General features: G+C 69.1%; 18 protein-coding genes. 9 read left to right on the top strand and 9 right to left on the bottom strand.

Annotation, left to right across the window (positions count from 1 at the left end; all coding sequences use genetic code 11):
- Positions 1-34: 34 nt before the first annotated feature.
- The 4 genes from D474_RS30345 to D474_RS31625 all read right to left on the bottom strand — a co-directional run bounded on the left by D474_RS30345 (position 35) and on the right by D474_RS31625 (position 1,964).
- Positions 35-664 carry a hypothetical protein gene (locus tag D474_RS30345; RefSeq protein ID WP_017612259.1) on the bottom strand — a complete coding sequence of 210 codons (630 nt, stop codon included), beginning with the start codon at positions 662-664 and terminating at the stop codon, positions 35-37.
- Between the two features lie 252 nt (positions 665-916).
- Entirely contained in the window at positions 917-1,288 is a 372-nt protein-coding gene (locus D474_RS31630) for a hypothetical protein (protein WP_152476627.1), read from the bottom strand.
- Positions 1,289-1,473: 185 nt separating this feature from the next.
- On the bottom strand, positions 1,474-1,599 hold the full coding sequence (locus tag D474_RS33820) for a hypothetical protein (RefSeq protein WP_017612257.1): 126 nt from the start codon (positions 1,597-1,599) through the stop codon (positions 1,474-1,476).
- Between the two features lie 29 nt (positions 1,600-1,628).
- Positions 1,629-1,964, bottom strand: coding sequence for a hypothetical protein (locus D474_RS31625; RefSeq protein WP_152476625.1), 336 nt, complete (start codon positions 1,962-1,964; stop codon positions 1,629-1,631).
- Between the two features lie 110 nt (positions 1,965-2,074).
- On the opposite strand from D474_RS31625, the gene D474_RS27540 reads away from it, so the two are divergent.
- The 5 genes from D474_RS27540 to D474_RS30340 all read left to right on the top strand — a co-directional run bounded on the left by D474_RS27540 (position 2,075) and on the right by D474_RS30340 (position 8,151).
- Positions 2,075-2,992 (top strand): helix-turn-helix domain-containing protein, encoded by a 918-nt coding sequence (locus D474_RS27540; RefSeq protein WP_338045267.1) that lies wholly within the window; start codon positions 2,075-2,077, stop codon positions 2,990-2,992.
- The gene (locus D474_RS33140) at positions 2,952-3,080 is read left to right on the top strand and encodes a DUF397 domain-containing protein (protein WP_338045266.1); all 129 of its coding nucleotides are present in this window, start codon (positions 2,952-2,954) and stop codon (positions 3,078-3,080) included. Before D474_RS27540 ends, D474_RS33140 begins: the two co-directional genes overlap by 41 nt.
- A 410-nt stretch (positions 3,081-3,490) precedes the next feature.
- Positions 3,491-4,642, top strand: coding sequence for an outer membrane protein assembly factor BamB family protein (locus D474_RS0103715; RefSeq protein ID WP_040703029.1), 1,152 nt, complete (start codon positions 3,491-3,493; stop codon positions 4,640-4,642).
- 154 nt (positions 4,643-4,796) lie between these two features.
- The gene (locus tag D474_RS0103710; protein WP_017612253.1) at positions 4,797-5,381 is read left to right on the top strand and encodes a type I-E CRISPR-associated protein Cas6/Cse3/CasE; all 585 of its coding nucleotides are present in this window, start codon (positions 4,797-4,799) and stop codon (positions 5,379-5,381) included.
- A 799-nt stretch (positions 5,382-6,180) separates the two neighbouring features.
- Positions 6,181-8,151, top strand: coding sequence for an HNH endonuclease signature motif containing protein (locus D474_RS30340; protein ID WP_020480269.1), 1,971 nt, complete (start codon positions 6,181-6,183; stop codon positions 8,149-8,151).
- Between the two features lie 984 nt (positions 8,152-9,135).
- Here the strand turns inward: D474_RS30340 and D474_RS0103700 are convergent.
- Both D474_RS0103700 and D474_RS0103695 read right to left on the bottom strand, forming a co-directional pair.
- Positions 9,136-9,504 carry a hypothetical protein gene (locus tag D474_RS0103700; protein ID WP_017612252.1) on the bottom strand — a complete coding sequence of 123 codons (369 nt, stop codon included), beginning with the start codon at positions 9,502-9,504 and terminating at the stop codon, positions 9,136-9,138.
- Positions 9,501-10,013, bottom strand: coding sequence for an SdpI family protein (locus D474_RS0103695; RefSeq protein WP_051050912.1), 513 nt, complete (start codon positions 10,011-10,013; stop codon positions 9,501-9,503). Before D474_RS0103695 ends, D474_RS0103700 begins: the two co-directional genes overlap by 4 nt.
- Before the next feature lie 167 nt (positions 10,014-10,180).
- Between D474_RS0103695 and D474_RS0103690 the strand changes: the two genes are divergently transcribed.
- On the top strand, positions 10,181-11,449 hold the full coding sequence (locus D474_RS0103690; RefSeq protein WP_152476623.1) for a sensor histidine kinase: 1,269 nt from the start codon (positions 10,181-10,183) through the stop codon (positions 11,447-11,449).
- Positions 11,446-12,120, top strand: a complete 675-nt coding sequence (locus D474_RS0103685) for a response regulator (RefSeq protein ID WP_017612249.1) — start codon at positions 11,446-11,448, stop codon at positions 12,118-12,120. Before D474_RS0103690 ends, D474_RS0103685 begins: the two co-directional genes overlap by 4 nt.
- A 53-nt stretch (positions 12,121-12,173) precedes the next feature.
- On the opposite strand, the gene D474_RS0103680 is transcribed toward D474_RS0103685, so the two are convergent.
- A complete protein-coding gene (locus D474_RS0103680) occupies positions 12,174-13,814 on the bottom strand; it encodes a serine hydrolase domain-containing protein (RefSeq protein WP_017612248.1) in 1,641 nt (546 codons plus the stop codon).
- Between the two features lie 135 nt (positions 13,815-13,949).
- Here D474_RS0103680 and D474_RS0103675 point away from each other — a divergent pair, with 135 nt between their 5' ends.
- Positions 13,950-14,417: a hypothetical protein gene (locus tag D474_RS0103675; RefSeq protein WP_017612247.1), complete on the top strand. Its 468-nt coding sequence runs from the start codon at positions 13,950-13,952 to the stop codon at positions 14,415-14,417.
- A gap of 120 nt (positions 14,418-14,537) precedes the next feature.
- Positions 14,538-15,968 carry a PQQ-binding-like beta-propeller repeat protein gene (locus D474_RS0103670; protein WP_017612246.1) on the top strand — a complete coding sequence of 477 codons (1,431 nt, stop codon included), beginning with the start codon at positions 14,538-14,540 and terminating at the stop codon, positions 15,966-15,968.
- A 66-nt stretch (positions 15,969-16,034) separates the two neighbouring features.
- On the opposite strand, the gene D474_RS0103665 is transcribed toward D474_RS0103670, so the two are convergent.
- Both D474_RS0103665 and D474_RS0103660 read right to left on the bottom strand, forming a co-directional pair.
- Positions 16,035-17,138, bottom strand: a complete 1,104-nt coding sequence (locus D474_RS0103665) for an ABC transporter ATP-binding protein (protein WP_017612245.1) — start codon at positions 17,136-17,138, stop codon at positions 16,035-16,037.
- Complete coding sequence (locus D474_RS0103660; RefSeq protein ID WP_017612244.1) at positions 17,135-18,199, bottom strand: ABC transporter ATP-binding protein; 1,065 nt, start codon at positions 18,197-18,199, stop codon at positions 17,135-17,137. The genes D474_RS0103665 and D474_RS0103660 overlap by 4 nt, the downstream gene beginning before the upstream one ends.
- Position 18,200: the final 1 nt, after the last annotated feature.

Here is an 18,200-nt window from a genome sequence, read left to right as displayed (position 1 = left end):
CCGGGGCGGCAAGAGCGGTCCCACGCCCAAACCGTCACACGGTCACCCGGGAGACTCCGGAGGCCCCGAAGGACCCGGAACGGCGTTCTTGCTGAGCTCGGCGCAGGCGAGACAGGTGCGGGAGTTCGTCGACGCGGGCGGACATGCGCGGCGCGTGGGCACGTGGGGCCGGGACGTGGAAGGTGTCGGCCACTGCGGAACGCCCGTCGAAGGCTGCCGCGTACTCGTCGAGGGTGTAGGCGCGGGTGGTGTGCGTGCGGGCCTCGGCGGGGTCGGGCAGATCGGCGCCCCAGGCGCGGAGCCGGACCAGGGCGCGCTGTTGGGCGAGGTCGTGTTCGTGGGCCGCGTAGTAGGGGCGGACGAGGGCGACCTCGTCGGCGGGCACCGGTTCGGAGGGCGGGTTCAGCGTCGGCCGTGCGAGCGTGCCGGTCGGGGCGGAACGCTGAGGAACTGCAGGTCGCGCGCCTGAGGAGGTGTCGGGCCGGGCCGTCTGTGCCGGCGGCAGGACCGCGGGCAGGGGCCGGGCGTAGGGACGGACCCGTCGAGCGCGGCGGCGCACGGGGCGGTGCCGGTGTCGGCCCTTGGACTGGGCGAAGAGCGCCGCGGAGAGCACTCCGAGGAGGCTCAGGGCAGCGGCGTACACGACAGCGATACACTTGGGCATGCTGGCAATTTCCTTGTCTTCAAGGTGTTTGGGTTGCTGGCCGCGACCCCGGGCGGACTAAACCGTCGCGGGGTCACCGAGTTTTCAGTTGTGGATGAAGCCAGAGTAGACGATCCCCGAGGGCCGCGGAACCGTTCCGGCGAAACTTCGGACACGAATTACATGAGGGACTTTCACGTCTGCCCGAGTTCTGCGGATTCTACGGAATCGGCGTATTGTCGCTTTTGCGGATCGCGCGTCCTCGTCGACGGTTCACAGTGTGAGCGCGCCCGACATCACCGCGATGAGGGCCACCGCCGTGTCCTGACGCCCGACCCCCAGGGAGACCGCCTCCAGCACCTGACCGTGCACGGAGACCCTGTGGATGAGGAAACAGCCGGCGTGCACGCGGGTGCAGGTGCCGGCTGTGTACACGACGGGGTTGCCGGAGTTGCCGGACACGGGACCACCGGACAGAGCCGGTTCCAGCTTCAGGCCGGGCACGTGCCGCTCGGCGAGGGCGGAGTGGAGTCGGGCGAGGTGCTCGCCTGCACCGGAGCTGCCGCTACCGCTGCCAATGCCGCTGCCGCTCCCGGTTCCCCCGTCGCTGCTGCTTCCACTGTCGTCTCTGACAGTCTCGCTCACCAGGTGTTCACCGCCCCCATGACGTGTCTCCCCCTGCAGGCACTGGTGAATGCCACGGGAGAGCCGGTCCCCGATTCTTCTCGGACAGAAACAGTGGCCTCATTTTCGGCCAGTGCCACGAAGGCACCACCAAGTCCGATTCGGACCCGAAACCCCTCGCCTGGACGCGTTCGTGTCGCCTTGCTTCACCCCCGCGGTTTTCGGGCCTTTCGGGCCTCGCGCAACCGGTCGGCTTCCTCTTCGGCTTCCCTCTCCGCCTCGGTGAGCGGGAGATCGGCCTCGGGGTCGTCGGCGTCGTAGGTACGGACCATCGCTTCACCTGCGCTTTCTCTGGCAACTCTCATGAGGTGTTCACCGCCTGGATCACCATGTCCACCGCTCGGGACGGACACGTGATCGGGCAGGACGCCCCTCCCCCACCCCCGGGCGCCGCGCTGCCGCGCCACCAGCGGAAGCGGTCCCCCACAACGGTGACCACAACAGGACGTCGGGCGCCGGGGATGGAGGCGTGCAGCTCCGGAGGGCCTTCCCCAGGGGCTTCCTCCGGAAGGCGCACCTCGGCCGAGACCTGGCGTTGCACCAGCCCTTCGCGCAGCACTTCCAACGCACCGAGTGCGACACAGAAGGTGGCCCCGGAGTTATCAGGACCGGCTGCCGCCACGTCTTTTTCGGCCATGGGACGAAGGTGCCAGCCCGCACGCCCCGAATCCATGAATCCAGCAGCAGGGCATAGAAATGGTGGCAACCGGTGGTGATATGTAGTCAGCCTGTGTTTGACTGGTTGCCATGGGCCAGAAATCCCCTCATGACAATCCGGCCATGCGCAGGTTCGGCCGTGAATTGGCTCGCCTGCGAACTATGTCCGGTCTTTCGCAGAGAGCCCTCGGACGCGAGACCAGCGTGTCCGGTTCGTTGATCGGTCATTACGAGCGCGCCGAGCGCAACCCGAACAAGGGGTGGGTCGAGCGTGCCGACGAGGTGTTGGACGCGGACGGGAGCCTGGTCGCGTTGTGGCCGGAGGTCCTGCGCAGCAGTTACCCGGAGTACGCGGGGACTTTCATGGAGGCCGTTCCCCAGGCCTCGCTCCTGCGGGACTATCACCCGCTGTTGGTCCCGGGCCTGCTCCAGACACGGGACTACGCCTATGCCCTCATCAAGGCCAGCAACCCGATGGAGACCGAGGACTTTGCCCTCGACCTGGTCGAAAAGCGCATCGCGCGCCAAGAGGTGGTTCATCGGTCCAGTTCACCGGTCATCTGGACCATCATCACCGAAGGTGTCATTCGTGACCTCGAAGGCGACCCGGACATTCTGACCACCCAGGTGGACCACCTCATCGAGCTGATGGACCGGGGGCGAGTTCGGCTCCAGGTCGTGCCTGCTACAGTCCGCTTCCGTGAGCATCCTGGCCTCGATGGGGCCTTCTCCCTGCTCTCACTGCCGAACCGGCAAGAAGTGCTCTACGCCGAAGGACCTGTCTCCGGTTCCATGGTCACCGACTCCGGAATGGTGGAGTGGATGTCCTTGAAATTCGGCAGCCTCCAGAGCGTGGCACTCCCCCCGAACGAAACACGAGAGTTCCTCAAGGAAGTCCGAGGAAAGGTCGATGGACACACGAAACTGGCACAAGTCGAGCTACAGCAATGGGGACGGGGGCCACTGCGTGGAGGTCCAGGAGGCCCCGCAGACGGTGAACGTGCGTGACACCCAGCACCGCCACCTCGGCCACCTCAGCTTCAGCACCACCGAGTGGTCCACCCTCCTCCACGAGCTCAAGCGCCGCCGGCGTTAGACCTCGGGCCGCGCGACCTGTTCACGCGCCCGTGAGGTGAACGCGACGGAGTAAAAACAGAGGCCCGCTGTTCCCAGGTAGAACAGCGGGTCTCTTGAGGTCTTTCAGGACACGTTCACCCGTCTCGTCAGGGGGCGATGGAGCTCCCGGGACAGAGACGCCTTTCCCCTCGGGGTCTCGCGACACCGCCGTGGCAGGCTCCCCGTCTCGAACTCAGTTGCGCTTCCACTCGACCGTCCACCAAGATGCGCAAAGGCAAGCATGGCGATGGAGGGACTTTGACGTCCGCGGGTGGCACATGTGTGCGCAGCCAGGCTTCGGCTGCTGCTCTCGCGATCCTCGTTTCGGGCTGCTCAGTCATCGGTGGTCCCCACAGCACCCATGAGCCGGGCGAGCCCCCGGAACGCCCCGTGGCGGTCGATGAGGTCGCCTGGACCTGGGAACCTCCACGAGACGGCGGTCCCATGGTTGTTCGCCACATGGACGAAGGCCCACTCGTCCTGTTCGAGGGCGGTGCTATTGCACTGTCCGGCGAGACCGGGGAAGAACTCTGGTCCCACTACGACAACGACCGCACTCTGGATGTCGACGTCACCGACAACGGTGAGTACGTCGCTCTGTACGACGAAGACATCTCCGAGATCACGCTCCTGGAGCGCGAGACGGGTCAGGTCGCGCACGAATACACCTTCGACCTCTCCGAGGTGAACCACAGCTACCGGGAACAGGCCGAACCTGCCCTTGGCCCCTTGAGCGGCGTCACCGGTGAGGCCTGGGTCGCCCCGATGAAGGACTCCGTGGCCTCGTACGACCTGTCCACCGGGGACCAATTGTGGGAGGCCTCCGACGTGGCGAACTGCCCTGACGAAGCACAGACCGTCGGGATGAGCGTGCAGAACGATGTGATCGTGGCCGCCACGACCTGTTACGAACAGCCCGAGGACCGCGATGACGTTTCCTGGGTCCTCGGCTGGGATTTCACCTCCGAGGTGGTCGGGCTCGATCCTGACAACGGAGATGAACTCTGGCGGGTCGAACATTCCGTCGGCGAGATGCCCGGGGAGTCCATCCAGCGGGAGACCACTGTTCTGCCCGGCGGCCTGGTCAGGATCTCCTACCTGGACTCGCCGGACCTGGGTCACTCACTTCTTGATGTCGAGGCCGAGGAAGCTACCCACCTCGGAACCCGAGAGCTCCTGTGGACCTCGCCCGACGGGGAGCGGCTCGGGTTGTGGGACCACGAGACCGGCGCATACGAGATCCAGGACCGCTCCGGGGCGGTCGAACGATCCATGACCCCTGAAGCAGCCTCGATGAACGAGGACATCGTCACCGAAGGCTTCCAGGTCGGACTCGAGGACGGGGTCCTGCACCTCGAGGACCGGGCCGATGACCCGTCGACCGGCAACGGGTTCGCCCGATTCGACGGGTTCGACGGTTCCACAAACATCACCTGGGACGACGAGGAAAGCATGAGCATTCACAGCGCGCGCAGTGTCCCCGGGGCCGTGGTGGCCTCGTACAGCATCGATGGCGAGAGCGGGGTCATGGGGCTTCAGTGACAACGAAGGCGTCGAGTAGGAGCGGCGGACCTGGGCTCAGGATGCGCGAAGTGGCATGGGACCGGGACCGACCAGGGGCTCTTTGCTCGTACGGTGAAGACGTCACCACGACGCACGATCCAAGACCCAGACCGCAGAACGGACACGGACCGCCTTGTACCTGAGCCGCATCAGCCTCGACCCCGAGCGCACCACCGGAATGGAGCAGTGGGCGGTGATGGGCCGAGCCGTGCGCAAGGCCGTCGACCCGGACCCCGACTCCGACGCCCGTGTCCTGTGGGCACGCCTCTCCCCCACCATCCTCGTGGTCAGCTCCGACACCGCCCCCGCTTGGGGCAAGATCCCCGGGGCGCTCTCGGTCACCTACCTCCCCCTCCCCCGCTACCAGGAGGGCGAGACCGTGCGCTGGGAGCTCATCACCGCTCCGACGGAACAGAAGCAGAAGAAGGCCGAAACGACCGCCGAGGACGAGAACGAGAACCCGCGTCCGCGCGGCAAGAAGGTCTCCGTTCCGGAGTCCGGCTTCGACGACTGGCTCGACCACAAGTTCGAGGGCGCGCTCCAGATCGAGGACGTCTCGTGGAAGCGGCTGGGCGGCCGGCCCGCGCGCTATCACTTCACGGGAACAGCCATCGTGGAGGACAGCGAGGCGCTGCAGGACCTGGAGCTCGACGGCATCGGCGGCGGCATCGCGACCGGCGCTGGGCTGCTGCTGACGAGCCCCCTCGACCCGCGATGAGCAGTGGCCGTCAGACGTAGGCGGTGAGCGGTAAGCCCGGAGTGCCGGGCACGGTACACGTGGTGAGCGTGGACTCGCGGAACGCACCGAGACTCGACGCCGATGCGCAGGACCTGTTCCGAGGGGACAGAGATCTCTGTGGTGTTGCCTCGGGGGTGGGGGCTCGTCGGGGCCGGGATCGTAGCCCGGCCGGGCCCTCACGCAACCCACGTCGGCGCCACCCCCGATCGCTGACCTGGGTTGAATGCTTTGGCGTCTGCGGGGTTGCTCAGGGCGCCTCGGGGTGTGCGCTCCGGCCCTGTTCCCGGGCTGACCCGACCCACCTCGACGAACCCGTCTCCACCCCCGAGGCCCCTGGCAGCCCAAAGGAACGGTGGCACTACGGGCGCCTTCGGCGCGGTGACCCCCTGGGGTGGCCCCATTGCGACCAACGGTCGAGGTGTGAGGGCCGTGGCTCACTCCTGCGACAGCAACAGCACAAGCACGCCCCGCGCACTCCCGGTCGCGCATTGAGTCTCAGGGGTGGCACCTGTGCGCACATCCTCCCGCCGAGGATCTTGCTACCAGAGCAGACTTCAGCGGCGAAGTCTGCTCAAGTAGCAAGATCCCGAAGACTCCCTGGAACGGATTCGGAATACCTGAGAAAAAAGCCCTCGTGGAGTTATCCACAGGCCTATTTTGTGGTGAATGCGGGCGCCCGGAAATGGGTGTGGGTGGTGGCCATCTGGCCGTAATGGGTAAGGGTTCTGTTCCCTTTGGGCGACTACCGCCATCTGGCTCCCGCGCGTATTGTTGAATTATGGCGAACGACACCACGGATCACGCGCACTCGGCCCCGGGCTCCGGCCTGGACCCGGCCGTGTCCGCGCTGATGGCCGCGGTGGCGGTGTTCATCAACACCCTCGGTGATGTGCCTTTCGGTACGGCCGGAACGGTGCTGGAGCGCATGAAGGTGGTGCGTGAGGAGATCGACAAGCTCGTTTTTGCGATGCTGGACCCTTTGGCGCAGATGGAGGCCTCGGGGGAATTGCTGGCCGAGGGCGGGGAGAAAACCATCAAGGCGTATGTGACGCACGCCTGGGGGATCGGCCCCAACGAGGCCGAGCGGTTGATGGAGTTGGCGCAGAACTTGCACCACGGCACTATCCCCAAGACCGCCGTGGCGATCGAAGCGGGCGCCCTGACCGTCGGCGAGGCCGCCGCGGTCGCAGCCGGGGTGGAGCGCGAGGTCAAAAAGCGCGATACCAAGCAGCACCCGGACGCGGATGAGTACCGCGCGAAGATGGACACCGGGATGATGGGGTTCAAGGGCCACAAGGCGTCGATGTCGGTGAAGAAGTTCGACCGGGCCGCCAACGCCCTGGGCTTTGACCTCAACCCCGACCGCCCCGAGAAGAACGAGCAGGCCCAGTTCGCCGAACGCGGCGCCCGCCTGACCACCTCCTTCGCTGGTTTCTCGTTCGAGGCCTGGGGACCGGTCTCGGACGGTGAGCGCATGAAGGCGGCGCTGGCTTCGTTCATGGCCCCCTACGGCACCACCGAGAAGACCAACGCCGATGGTGCCACCGCTTCCGGTGGCGCCGGCAACGCCGGTGGCTCCGAGTTCGACGTCATCCCCCCGGGCGAGGCCGTGACCACGCGCTACGGCCGCACCTACGACGCCTTCATCTCCGCGATGGGCTTCGCCCACGGCCACCACGGCCACACCAACGGCAACGCCAAGGGTGCAGGCACCGCCGAGGGCGCTGGCACCGCAGGTGCCCCCGCCGCTGGCGGCCCTGCCGCTGGCCCCGACGGCTTCGCCTCCGGCGGTGCGGATGTCACCGCCGACGACGACTTCGCCTCTGGCTCTGGTGCCCACGCTGATGCTGCTGGCGCTGGCGCCGATGACGGCTCTGCCGCTGACGCGGACGGTTCCGCCTCGGGCGGTGGCTGCTTGCAGCCGCCGGGCACCAAGGCGGTCATCAACATCACCGTGCCCCTCTCGGCGCTGCTCGGCTTCGGCTTCGCCTTCAAGAACGACACCGACACCAACGCCAACGGCGTCGGCGGCGCAGGTGCCACCACCGCAGGTGCCAACGGCAATACCAACACCACCGGGGCAACCGCCCCCGGCGGCGCGACCGGGGCGACCGGCCCGGTCCCCGGTTCGGGCGCAGGGTCGGGCCCCGACCCCGGCGGCGGTGGCGATGCCACCGGTACCGCCACCGCAGGTGGCACCAACACCAACACCGGCCCGTCCGGCTCCACCTGTGCGCCCGACTCCACCGCCACCCCCGGTTCCTCCGGCCCGCCCGGCTCCACCGGTGTGCCTTTGTCGTCCGGGTTGGCGGTGACCGAGGACGGCACCGTGCTCGCCCTGTCCGCCGTGCGCGCCATGGCCCCTACCGCGCAGATCCGCCGGTTGATCTTCGACGACCGCACCGGCCTGCCCCTCGATTTGGGCCGCGCCCACCGCCTGGCGCCGGGCTACCTGCGCTCGGCCGCCTTCATGGGCCACACCACCTGCGCCTGGCCCGACGGGTGCGACGTCCCGGTCTCGCAGTGCGAGGCCGACCACATCACCGAGTTCTCCCACGGCGGCACCACCACCGCAGCCAACCTGCAGCCGTTGTGCTCCAAGCACAACCGCCTCAAGTACCGCCGCACCCGCACCGAAAACACCCCCAACGGCAACGGCGCCAACGGCGGTGCCGACGGTGCCGAGGGCACCGGAGCCGACCCCGGCCCTGACGACGGCGGGGCTGACGGCACTGGCGCTACCGGCTAAGGCAGGTACCCCGGATGTCCGCCGCTCGCATGTGCGCGGCGGCCGGGCCTGGTCCCACCCGGCGTGATCGAGCGTGATCGGGCGTGGCCGTCTACGCGGCCCTGACCCGCACGGGCCCAGGTCGGGCTCCAGGCCGATGGCCGGATCGGTGCCCGAACCGTCGTCGCCGGCCGCCGGTCGTTGTTAGCGCTGTTATGAGCACCTGAAAACGTTCTCAGTGCTGTTGTAAGCACTAACAACCGCACCGAACCGGACCTCCGGTCCATCCGACCCATCGGACACCGTGTCCGCCCGCAGCCGGGGGTGGCCGGCCCGCCACCGGCCGACCTTGCTACCAGAGCAGGTTCAGCGCTGCCCCCCCTGCTCTGGTAGCAAGAAGCGTCCTCGGCAGGAGGAACCCGCACAAGTGCCACCCCTGAGACTCAATGCCCCACTGGGAGCACCCGGGGCCGAGAGGACATCCGCACACGTGCCACCCCTGAGACTCAATGCGCGACCGGGAGTGCGCGGGGCGTGCTTGTGCTGTTGCTGTCGCAGGAGTGAGCCACCGCCCCCCACCTCGACCGTTGGTCGCAATGGGGCCACCCCAGGGGGTCACCGCGCCGAAGGCGCCCGTAGTGCCACCGTTCCTTTGGGCTGCCAGGGGCCTCGGGGGTGGAGACGGGTTCGTCGAGGTGGGTCGGGTCAGCCCGGGAACAGGGCCGGAGCGCACACCCCGAGGCGCCCTGAGCAACCCCGCAGACGCCAAAGCATTCAACCCAGGTCAGCGATCGGGGGTGGCGCCGACGTGGGTTGCGTGAGGGCCCGGCCGGGCTACGATCCCAGCCCCGACGAGCCCCCACCCCCGAGGCAACACCACAGAACACCCAAGACCCCACACCAGGAACCCCGCGACTCACACCAGGCCCCATACCACGAGCACAGCCCCACCAGCACCCAGCCCCAGCACCCGGCCCCACTCCCAGACCCCATCCCGCGTCCCGCCTACGACGACGGCGGCCGATCTGGGCCGTACAACGAGGCCCGCACCGCTCCCGTCCCAACGATCACCACGACCGTGAGCGAAGCCCCGAGCACCGCAAAAACCGGGTCGCCGGGATCATCGATGAGCAGAGCCCACGCCGCCATCCCCAGCGCCGCAACGGACAGCACGTGCGAGGCCACCGCAAGATGCGGATGCAACCGCGACCGATAAGCCTCCGCCTGCTCCAGCGTTTCGATCCCGGGAGGCAACTGCACGAACGTACGCAGCCGCCCGTGTTCGTCCTCGGCCACCGGGCGCCCGGCCGACCACAGCAGGAACCCGGCCAGCACCGCACAGACGAACGCGACGAACAACCAGACGGCGGTCATCGGTCCGCCCCTCCCCCGGACGAGCCGTCCCCCGGCGCCTCCTCCTCGGGGAAGCCCGGGTCCGAGGCGCCCTCCTCCGGTCCCCATCCATCAGCCTCGCGCGCGTCCTCCTCCGCGAGCGCCGCCTTGGCCGCACGCTGGGCACGGATCGTCCCGACGCACAGCACCACGGTTCCCACACCGATCAGAATCAACAGCCCCGTGGCCTGCGGGCCGACCCCGTCGAGCAGGAACAGCGGCACGATGGAGAGCGCGTAGAGCAGCCCGCTCCCGGTGAACACCGGCGCCGCGCGGTCGTGCACGGCGTACCAGTTCCGGTCCCCGTCGAGGGTGAACGACGTCCGGATCCCGACGAGCACGTTCGGGTGCAGGGTCCGGCGGGCGCTCATCACCCCGCACGCCACCATCGCGATCGCCGACGCCCCGACCACGAAGGCCAGCCACGCCAGGGAGAGCCCTCCGATCGAGCCGTCCTCGGCCACCGCCGCAAGGACCCCTGATGGGAGCATGTCCGAAGCCTCTTCCGTTCTCGTTCGGTCGGGGCACAGCTTAGGCAACCCGGTCGGCGGCGAACCATCCCACACAGGTCGGAACCCCGTACATGACCCGGGTACCGGAACCGGGGCACCGACCCGTGACAACCGTCATGAATCCCCCACCGTCTAGGCTGGCAGCTGTGACCCGACGTCCACTCCCCCACAGATTCGACCCCCTCCGTTGGGACCCCCGCGGCCGCACTGCCCCCGCCGCCGCCCGCGTGCTCTTCTGGGGAACCGTCGCGCTCATCGTGCTCGTGCGCGGTTTCAACAGCCACCAACTGGACGGTTTCGTCCCCCCGCCGTTCGACGAGACCCCCGTGCTGTACATGGCCCTGCTGGCCTTCCTGGCGCCGACCGTGGTCCTGTGGCCCCTGCTGCCGTGGAGCCCGTCGTCCTCACGCCGCCAGACCCTGGCCACCGTCGGTTTCGTGGTGTCGACCCTGGCGGTCTACGCGGTCGCCGACTTCGGGCACCACCTGCTCATGGCTGTCGCGGTGGCGCAGACGACGTGCGCGTACGGGCCGCGAGTCGGGGTGCTCCCCGCATTCCTGTTCGGCGGGGTCAATTTCGCCGTCCAGTACATGGTCCCGCCGTTCACGGACGGCCAGGCCCTCTTCAACAGCGCCTTGATCACCGTCACCGGACTGATCATCTGCTTCGTCGTCGCCGGGCTCGCGGCCGCCGCGCACCGGGCCCAGCACACCCGCGACCTGCTCACCGACCTGGAGGAGACCCACCGCAAGCTCCGCCACTACACCGCCCGCACGCGCGAGCTCGCCGTGGCCGAGGAACGTTCCCGCATGGCCCGCGAGATGCACGACAGCACCGGCCACCACCTCACCGCCATCAACGTGTGCCTGGCCAACGCCGAACGCGGCGGCCCCGTGCCCGACCAGGTGCGCGAGGACATCGGCGAGGCGCGCCGGCTGGCCAAGCAGGCGCTGGAGGAGACCCGCCGGTGGGTGCGCGCGCTCAAACCCCTCAACCTGGAGGGCCGCAACGGCGCGGAGGCGATCGGAGCGCTCGTGCAGAGCTTTGCCGACACCGGCGCCTCCACCCGGTTCCGGCTGGAGGGGGTCTGGCCCGACACCATGGACGGCGAGGCCGAGCTGGCCGCCTACCGTGCGGCGCAGGAAGGGCTGACCAACGCGCTCCGCCACTCCCGCGCCGACCACATCGACGTGACCGTGTACGTCGACGGCGGGGACGTGGCCGTGGAGATCGCCGACAACGGCACCGGCGCGGGTGACGGGGCCACGGACCAAGGTTTCGGCCTCACCACCCTGGAGGAACGCCTGTCGGCCCTGGGCGGGTCGCTGGTCGGCCACAACCGTCCCGAGGGCGGGTACGTGCTCACCGCGCGCGTGCCCCGCGAATTCGACCCGAGTATGGAGAGTGTCCGGTGAGCACGCCGCCCGTCCGAGTCCTGGTGGTGGACGACCAGGCCCTCATGCGCCGCGGCCTGGCCCGGCTCCTGGCCACCGAGGACGGCATCGAGGTCATGGGCGAGGTCGGCGACGGCGAGGAGGCGCTCGCGCTCCTGGCCGGGCTGCCCGAGGAGCAGCACCCGCAGGTGGCGCTGGTCGACATCCGGATGCCGGTCATGGACGGGATCACCCTCATCAAGCGGCTCGGCGAGACGTACCCGCGCGTGGCCACGGTGATCCTGACGACCTTCCAGGAGGACGAGTACCTCTTCGACGGGCTGCGCGCGGGCGCCCGGGGGTACCTGCTCAAGGACGCCGAGCCCGACGAGGTCGCCGACGTGCTGCGCCGTGCCGCGCGGGGCGAGCGGGTGCTGACGGGGGCCGTCGCCGACCGGTTGGTCGGGGCCCTGGACGCCCCGCCCGCGCCGGAACCCGCTGCTCCCGCGGGGTTGCAGGCTGCGGGTCCGCTCTCGGAGCGCGAGACCGAGGTCGCCCAGCTCATCAGCGAGGGCGCCGCGAACCGGGAGATCGCAGAACGCCTCTTCGTCACCGAGGGCACCGTGCGCAACCACGTCACGAACGCGCTGCGCAAGCTCGACCTGCGCGACCGTACGCAGCTCGCGCTCTGGTACACACGCGAGCGCGGGTGAGGGGCGGCCCCGTCCTGACCGCCCCCTCATCCGGGTCCGTCCGCGCATCGGGGTCAGCGCACGACGATCAGGCCGTACGCCGAGAAGCCGCCGAGGGCCAGCGAGAACAGCAGCGACAGCACGAACACGGTGATGTGTAGCCACCGCCACCGGGCCGCCTCACCCGGTACGCGCTTCCAGTGCCACACCCCGACCGTGACCGCCGCTGCGATCGCACCGGCCGCCACCGCCGCGACCGTGTGCGGGGTGACCGACCACGCCCCGAACTTCAGCGCCGCCAGCAGCCACGCCAACGCACCCAGCGGGAACGAGACGAGGCGCAGGCGGTCCAGGTGGCGCTGCGTCACCAGCGTGCGGCGGCGGGCCACGAACGCGAGCAGCATCAGCGCCGGGACCAGGGACATGACCACCGTCTGCGCGATCAGGACCGGCGCGGGCAGGCCCGGGATCGGCTCGGGGTCGTCAGAGAGCAGTTCGAAGCCGAGCGGCACCGTCTCCACCATGAACGAGTTGGCCATGATGACGACCGCCTCGTCCTCGCCGACCGCGACCATGGTGCGGGTTCCGAGCGATCCGCCACTGTGCCAGCTCACCGAACCCGCGTCGGGCACGTCGAGGATGTGCCAGCCCAGACCCATGTTCAGGTTGCCGCCGATGCCCTCGCTCTCCTCGGCGTCGTCGGACAGACCGGTCACCTCGACGTTCTCGCGCTGGACCTCCAGTGCGCCCATGCCCGGGGCCGTGCCGTCGGCCACCGCGGTCATGAACCGGGTGAGGTCGGCGGTCGTGCTCCATGTGGTGATGCCCGCGCCCGCGTAGTCGGTGTTGACCCACTCCTCGGACCGCGCGCCCGGTTCCACGTACGGCGGTGCGCCGCCTTCGGGGATGCCCTCGGAGATCACCGTGTCGTCCATGCCCAGGGGGTCGAGCACACGCTCGCGCACGAGGTCCTCGTACGGGGTTCCGCTCTCCTGCGCCAGGGCCTCGGCCAGGACCGCGTACCCGATGTTGGAGTACACGTAGCTGTCCTGCGCGGTCGCGGTGGTCTGCGGCAGGTACTCCTGCGGGGACAGGGCGTGGCGGTAGGCGTCACCGAAGACGAGGCCGCGCACGAACCTGTCCGGCGCACCCGGTGCCCCCGGGCTGAGGCCGGCGTGGTGGTTGGCGACCTGCTCGAGCGTGGCGTCGGCGATCCGATCGTCGGCGAAGTCGGTGTCGGGGAACACCTCACCCAACGTGCGTTCGAGGGAGGTCTCGCCGTTCTCGACCATGTCGGCCAACGTCATCGCCGTGAAGGTCTTGAACACCGACGCCGTCTCGAACCAGGTGTCGGCGTCGACGGGCGTGCTGCCCTCGGACGTGCCGGCGAACGCCCACTCCACCTCGCCGGTGTCGTCGACGGGGAACCGGGCCACCGCCATGCCCTGGACGAAGTCCTCGTCCACGGAGGCCTCCAGGTCGCTGACCAGGGCGTCGTCGCCCTCGAAGGCCGCGTCCGGCATGGACTCGTGCGGGAACAGGAGCAGGGCCAGCAGCGCCGCCGCCACGGCCGCACCCAGCGCCGCCAGCCACACGCGGCCGGGCGCCTGCGCCGCGCGCGGGACCCGGGGGCGCTTGGGGGCGGGCGCGGCTTCCGGTTCGGAGCCGGGTTCCGGTGCGGGCGTGGGGTCACGGGGGATGTCGTCAGGGTTCATACCGGCAGTCTGGGCGGGAACCGGGTCCGCACGCCAGTCACCGGTGTCACGGCCGCGCCCATGACAGCCGTCATGCGGTGGGGGCCCGGGCTACGCTCGACCCGACGACAACCACCACCCCACAGGACATCCCCCGTGACCTACGAACGCCGCGTCCCCGCCCACCCCGCGCTCATCGGCGCGATGGTCCTCATGGCTCTCGGCGGGTGCGGCATCCTCTACGCCGCCGCCCGGGACCAGCCCGACGAGACCGTGGCGCTGTGGATGGTCGTCGCGCTGGCGATCGTGATGCCCCTGCTCATCGCCACGTTCCACGTGCGGGTCCGGCTCGCCGGCGCCACCCTGACCATCGCGCTGTGGCCGCTGTGGCGCCGGCGTGTCCCGGTCGACCGGATCACGTCGGTCGAGACCGTCCCGGTGAGCGCGTTCGCCGACTTCAGCGGGGTGGGCCTGCGGTTCAACTCCTCCGGGGACCTGGGCGTGCTCATGCGCAGCGGGACCGGGGTCCGGGTCACCGCGGACGACGGCCGGGTCTGCACCGTGGTCGTGCCCGACGCCGAGGACCTCGCCCGCCGCGTGGACGAAGCGCGCGACGGCACCTGACCCCCGCGCGGTTTCCCAACAGGGGCCGGATCCCGCCGTCCACGACCGTGTCGGTATCTTCCTCCGGGCACCACTAGGAACCGCGTGCCGGATGCCGGTGAAGAACCATGAGGACTAACCATGCCCACCAAGCGAGCGCTCTGCGCAGCGGCGCTCCTGCCCCTGCTGTCCGCCTGCACCCCCCTGGAGCCCTCCGAGGAGCACGCCACCCTCGATAACCCGCCGCAGGAGCTGGACGTCCCCACGTCAGTCACCTCCGTGGGCTGGGACTGGCAACCACCCGACAAAACAAGCATCACGCACGTCAGCCCCACCCAGCACGGGGTCGCAGCGATGGTCGATGATGGCGTCGTCTCACTCGCCGGCGACACCGGTGAAGAGCAGTGGCACTACCGCCGACCGGAGGAACCCATCAGCTCCGCCGCCGTCACCCCCGACGGCAGCAAAGTCATGCTCTCCTACGCCGGAGGCCACACCGACGAAGAAGACGAAGACGAATCCCCCGCACAGAACGACATCGTCCTCCTCGACGCCGCCACCGGCGACCTCATCAACGAACACACAGCCGAATTCACCCCCCGCTCCGGCGGCGGCCTCGATGGCAACATCCACCGTGAAAACGGCCATGACCCCGGGATCATCACCGATGAAGCACGTGTCATCCAGGAATCCGATGGCGGTGAACACGGCGACATCGTGGCCTACGCGCTCGAGGGAGGCGAAGAGCTCTGGCGCCTCTCCCCCGAGGTCGAACAGGGACCAGAACACGCAGAGCCCGTCCTCAGCCACGGATTCCCTGCCCAAGACACGTTGATCCTCTCACTCCTCTTCACCGACCAGGAGGGAGAAGGCGCTGCCTCCCCGGACAACCCGCGCGACTACACATTCGCCCTGGTCGGAGTGGACCCTGAAGGAGGATTCGTTCCATGGCAGGAAGAGGCCACTGGCGAGAATCAGGTGGATTACCCACTCATCAGCGCCGCACTTGACCAAGAAGGCCACCATGCATTCGCTTCCGTTGATTTCACGGCCCACGAACAAGAGTGGGCCCTGAAATCAGAGACCGGCGAACTGGCGACCGACACCGACTTCATCTCCGGGCACGACGGGGACATCATCGGCGCGATCGACAACCAGATCGTCACGGTCCACGAAGGCGAAGATGAGGACGAGGTCCAGTACGCCTACGAAGACCTCTCCGGCGACACCCGGGATCTTTTCTCCGTCGAGGCGCCCACGGCACGACGCCTCAACGACACCTTTATTGTTCCACTCGCGGACGGCCTGGCCTGGCTGGACGTCAACCAGCAGGACGATTTTTCCTGGGATCCAGCACAGATCGTCGTCACCGATAAGTCGAACGGGAACACTGAAACACTGGACCTGGAAGGTCTCATGGTCGAGGAAGACCGGGGACATGACGGAACCCCGCCCCATTCCATGTTCCCGGATCCCGAAGCCATGACGCTCGCCCCCGGCTCCTTGGTCGTACAAGGTGAACGTGACGAGGACGGGTCTCCGACGGACACGCTCGTCGGCGTTGTCCCCTGACCCACCACAGGGAACAGGGCGCGCGGGCAGCCACTGGGGGACACGACGTGTGGCCGCCCGCGCGGTCTAGTGGCCCGGGCCGCCTCCGCCGTCCGCGGCGCCGCCGGTGACGATGCGCTCGGCGCGCTCCTCGCTCGGCTGGATCTGCCCGGACAGGATCTCCTCGGCGTAGTGGCAGGCCACCCGGTGCGTGCTGCCGGAGGCGGCGTCGCGCAGGGGGCGCAGCTCGGGGCGCTCGGTGTCGCAGCGTTCCTTCTGCCGCCACGGGCATCGGGTGTGGAAGCGGCACCCGGCCGGGGGATCCGCGGGTGAGGGCAGGTCGCCCGCGAGGAGGATGCGCTCGCGGGTGTCCTCCACCGACGGGTCGGGCACGGGCACCGCAGACATGAGGGTGCGGGTGTAGGGGTGCAGCGGGGTGGCGTAGATGTCGTCGCTGGAGGCCTCCTCCACCAGCGAGCCCAGATACATGACACCGACGACGTCGCTGACGTGCCGCACCACGGCGAGGTCGTGCGCGATGACCAGGTAGGTCAGGCCGAGCTCGTCCTGCAGTTCCTCCAGCAGGTTGAGCACCTGCGCCTGGATCGACACGTCCAGAGCGGAGACCGGTTCGTCGCAGATGATGAGGTCGGGCCGCAGCACCAGGGCGCGGGCGATGCCGATGCGTTGGCGCTGGCCGCCGGAGAACTCGTGCGGGTAGCGCTTGAGCGCCCGGTCCGACAGGCCCACGCGTTCGAGCGCCTCGACGACGCGCTTGTGGCGGTCCTGCTGTACCTGGCGGCGGTCGTCGCCGTCGCCGATGCCGTGGGTCTGCAGGCCCTCCATGAGGATGGAGCCGATGTTCTGGCGCGGGTTGAGGCTGCCGAGCGGGTCCTGGAAGACCATCTGCAGGTTCTTGCGTTCGCGGCGCATGCTCTCGGCGTCGAGACCGGCCAGGTCGCGTCCGCCGAACCACACCTCGCCCTCGGTGACGGGGTTGAGGCGCAGCACCGCACGGCCGAGGGTGGTCTTCCCACAACCGGACTCGCCCACGAGCCCGTAGGTCTGCCCTTCTTCGACGCTGAGGCTGACCCCGTCGACGGCGCGCACGTGGCCGACGGTGCGGTCGATCAGCACACCGCGTTTGATGGGGAAGTGGACCTTGAGGTCCTTGATCTGCAGCAGGCTCACCGGTCCTCCTCCTCGCCCACGACCGCGGGGCTGTCCAGAACGGCGCGGTCGACCACCTCGGCGTGGCCGATCGGGTTGACGCAGCGGTGCACGTGGCCCGGGTCGGAGTCGCGTTCGACCAGGGACGGCGGCCCCTGGAGGCAGTCCATCGTGTAGTGGTCGCAGCGGGGCGCGAAGGCGCACCCGTCGGTCCAGGCGATGTCGTCGTTGACGGATCCGCGCACGGGGGTGAGGGGTTCGCCGCGGGGTGCGTTCAGGCGCGGGATCGAGCCGAGAAGGCCCACGGTGTAGGGGTGGGTGGGTTCGGTGAACAGGGGCGCGCGCGGTGCGTGTTCGACGGCGCGTCCGGCGTAGAGCACGTTGATGTCGTCGCACAGGCCGGCGACGACGCCGAGGTCGTGGGTGATCATGAGCATCGCGGTGCCCTCCTCGGTGACCAGGTCGCGGAGGAGTTCGAGGATCTGCGCCTGGATGGTGACGTCGAGGGCGGTGGTGGGTTCGTCGGCGATCATGAGCCGCGGCCGGCAGGCCACGGCCATGGCGATGAGGGCGCGTTGGCGCATGCCGCCGGAGAGCTGGTGGGGGTACTCGCTCAGGCGCCGGGTGGGGTCGGGGATGCCGACGCGGTGGAGCAGGTCGGCGGCCTCCTTGCGTGCCGGTTCGCCGCGCATGCCGCGGTGGCGTTTGAGGATCTCGGTGACCTGGCGTCCGATGGGCACGACGGGGTTGAGGGAGCTCAGCGGGTCCTGGAAGATCATCGCGAGCTGGGATCCCCGCAGGTCGCGCATGCGGCGCTGGGGCAGGACGAGCAGGTCCTCGGGACCCTTGGGCAGTTGCATGAGGGCGCGGCCGCCGACCTCGACGCCCCGGTCGGGCAGCAGTCCCATGAGGGCGAGGGAGGTGACGCTCTTGCCGCACCCGGACTCGCCGACCAGCCCGGTGACCTTGCCTTCCTCCAGGGAGAAGGACACCCCGTCGACGGCTTTGACGGGCGCGGGCCCGCGTCCGCCGAAGGCGACGGACAGCTCCTCCACCGCGAGCAGCGGTGCGTTGGTTCCCATG

It is taken from the genome of Nocardiopsis salina YIM 90010 (assembly GCF_000341025.1).
In the GTDB taxonomy this organism is placed as follows: Bacteria; Actinomycetota; Actinomycetes; order Streptosporangiales; family Streptosporangiaceae; genus Nocardiopsis; species Nocardiopsis salina.
Note: the sequence above shows the minus strand (reverse complement) of the source record. Positions and strands in the feature narration are given on the sequence as shown.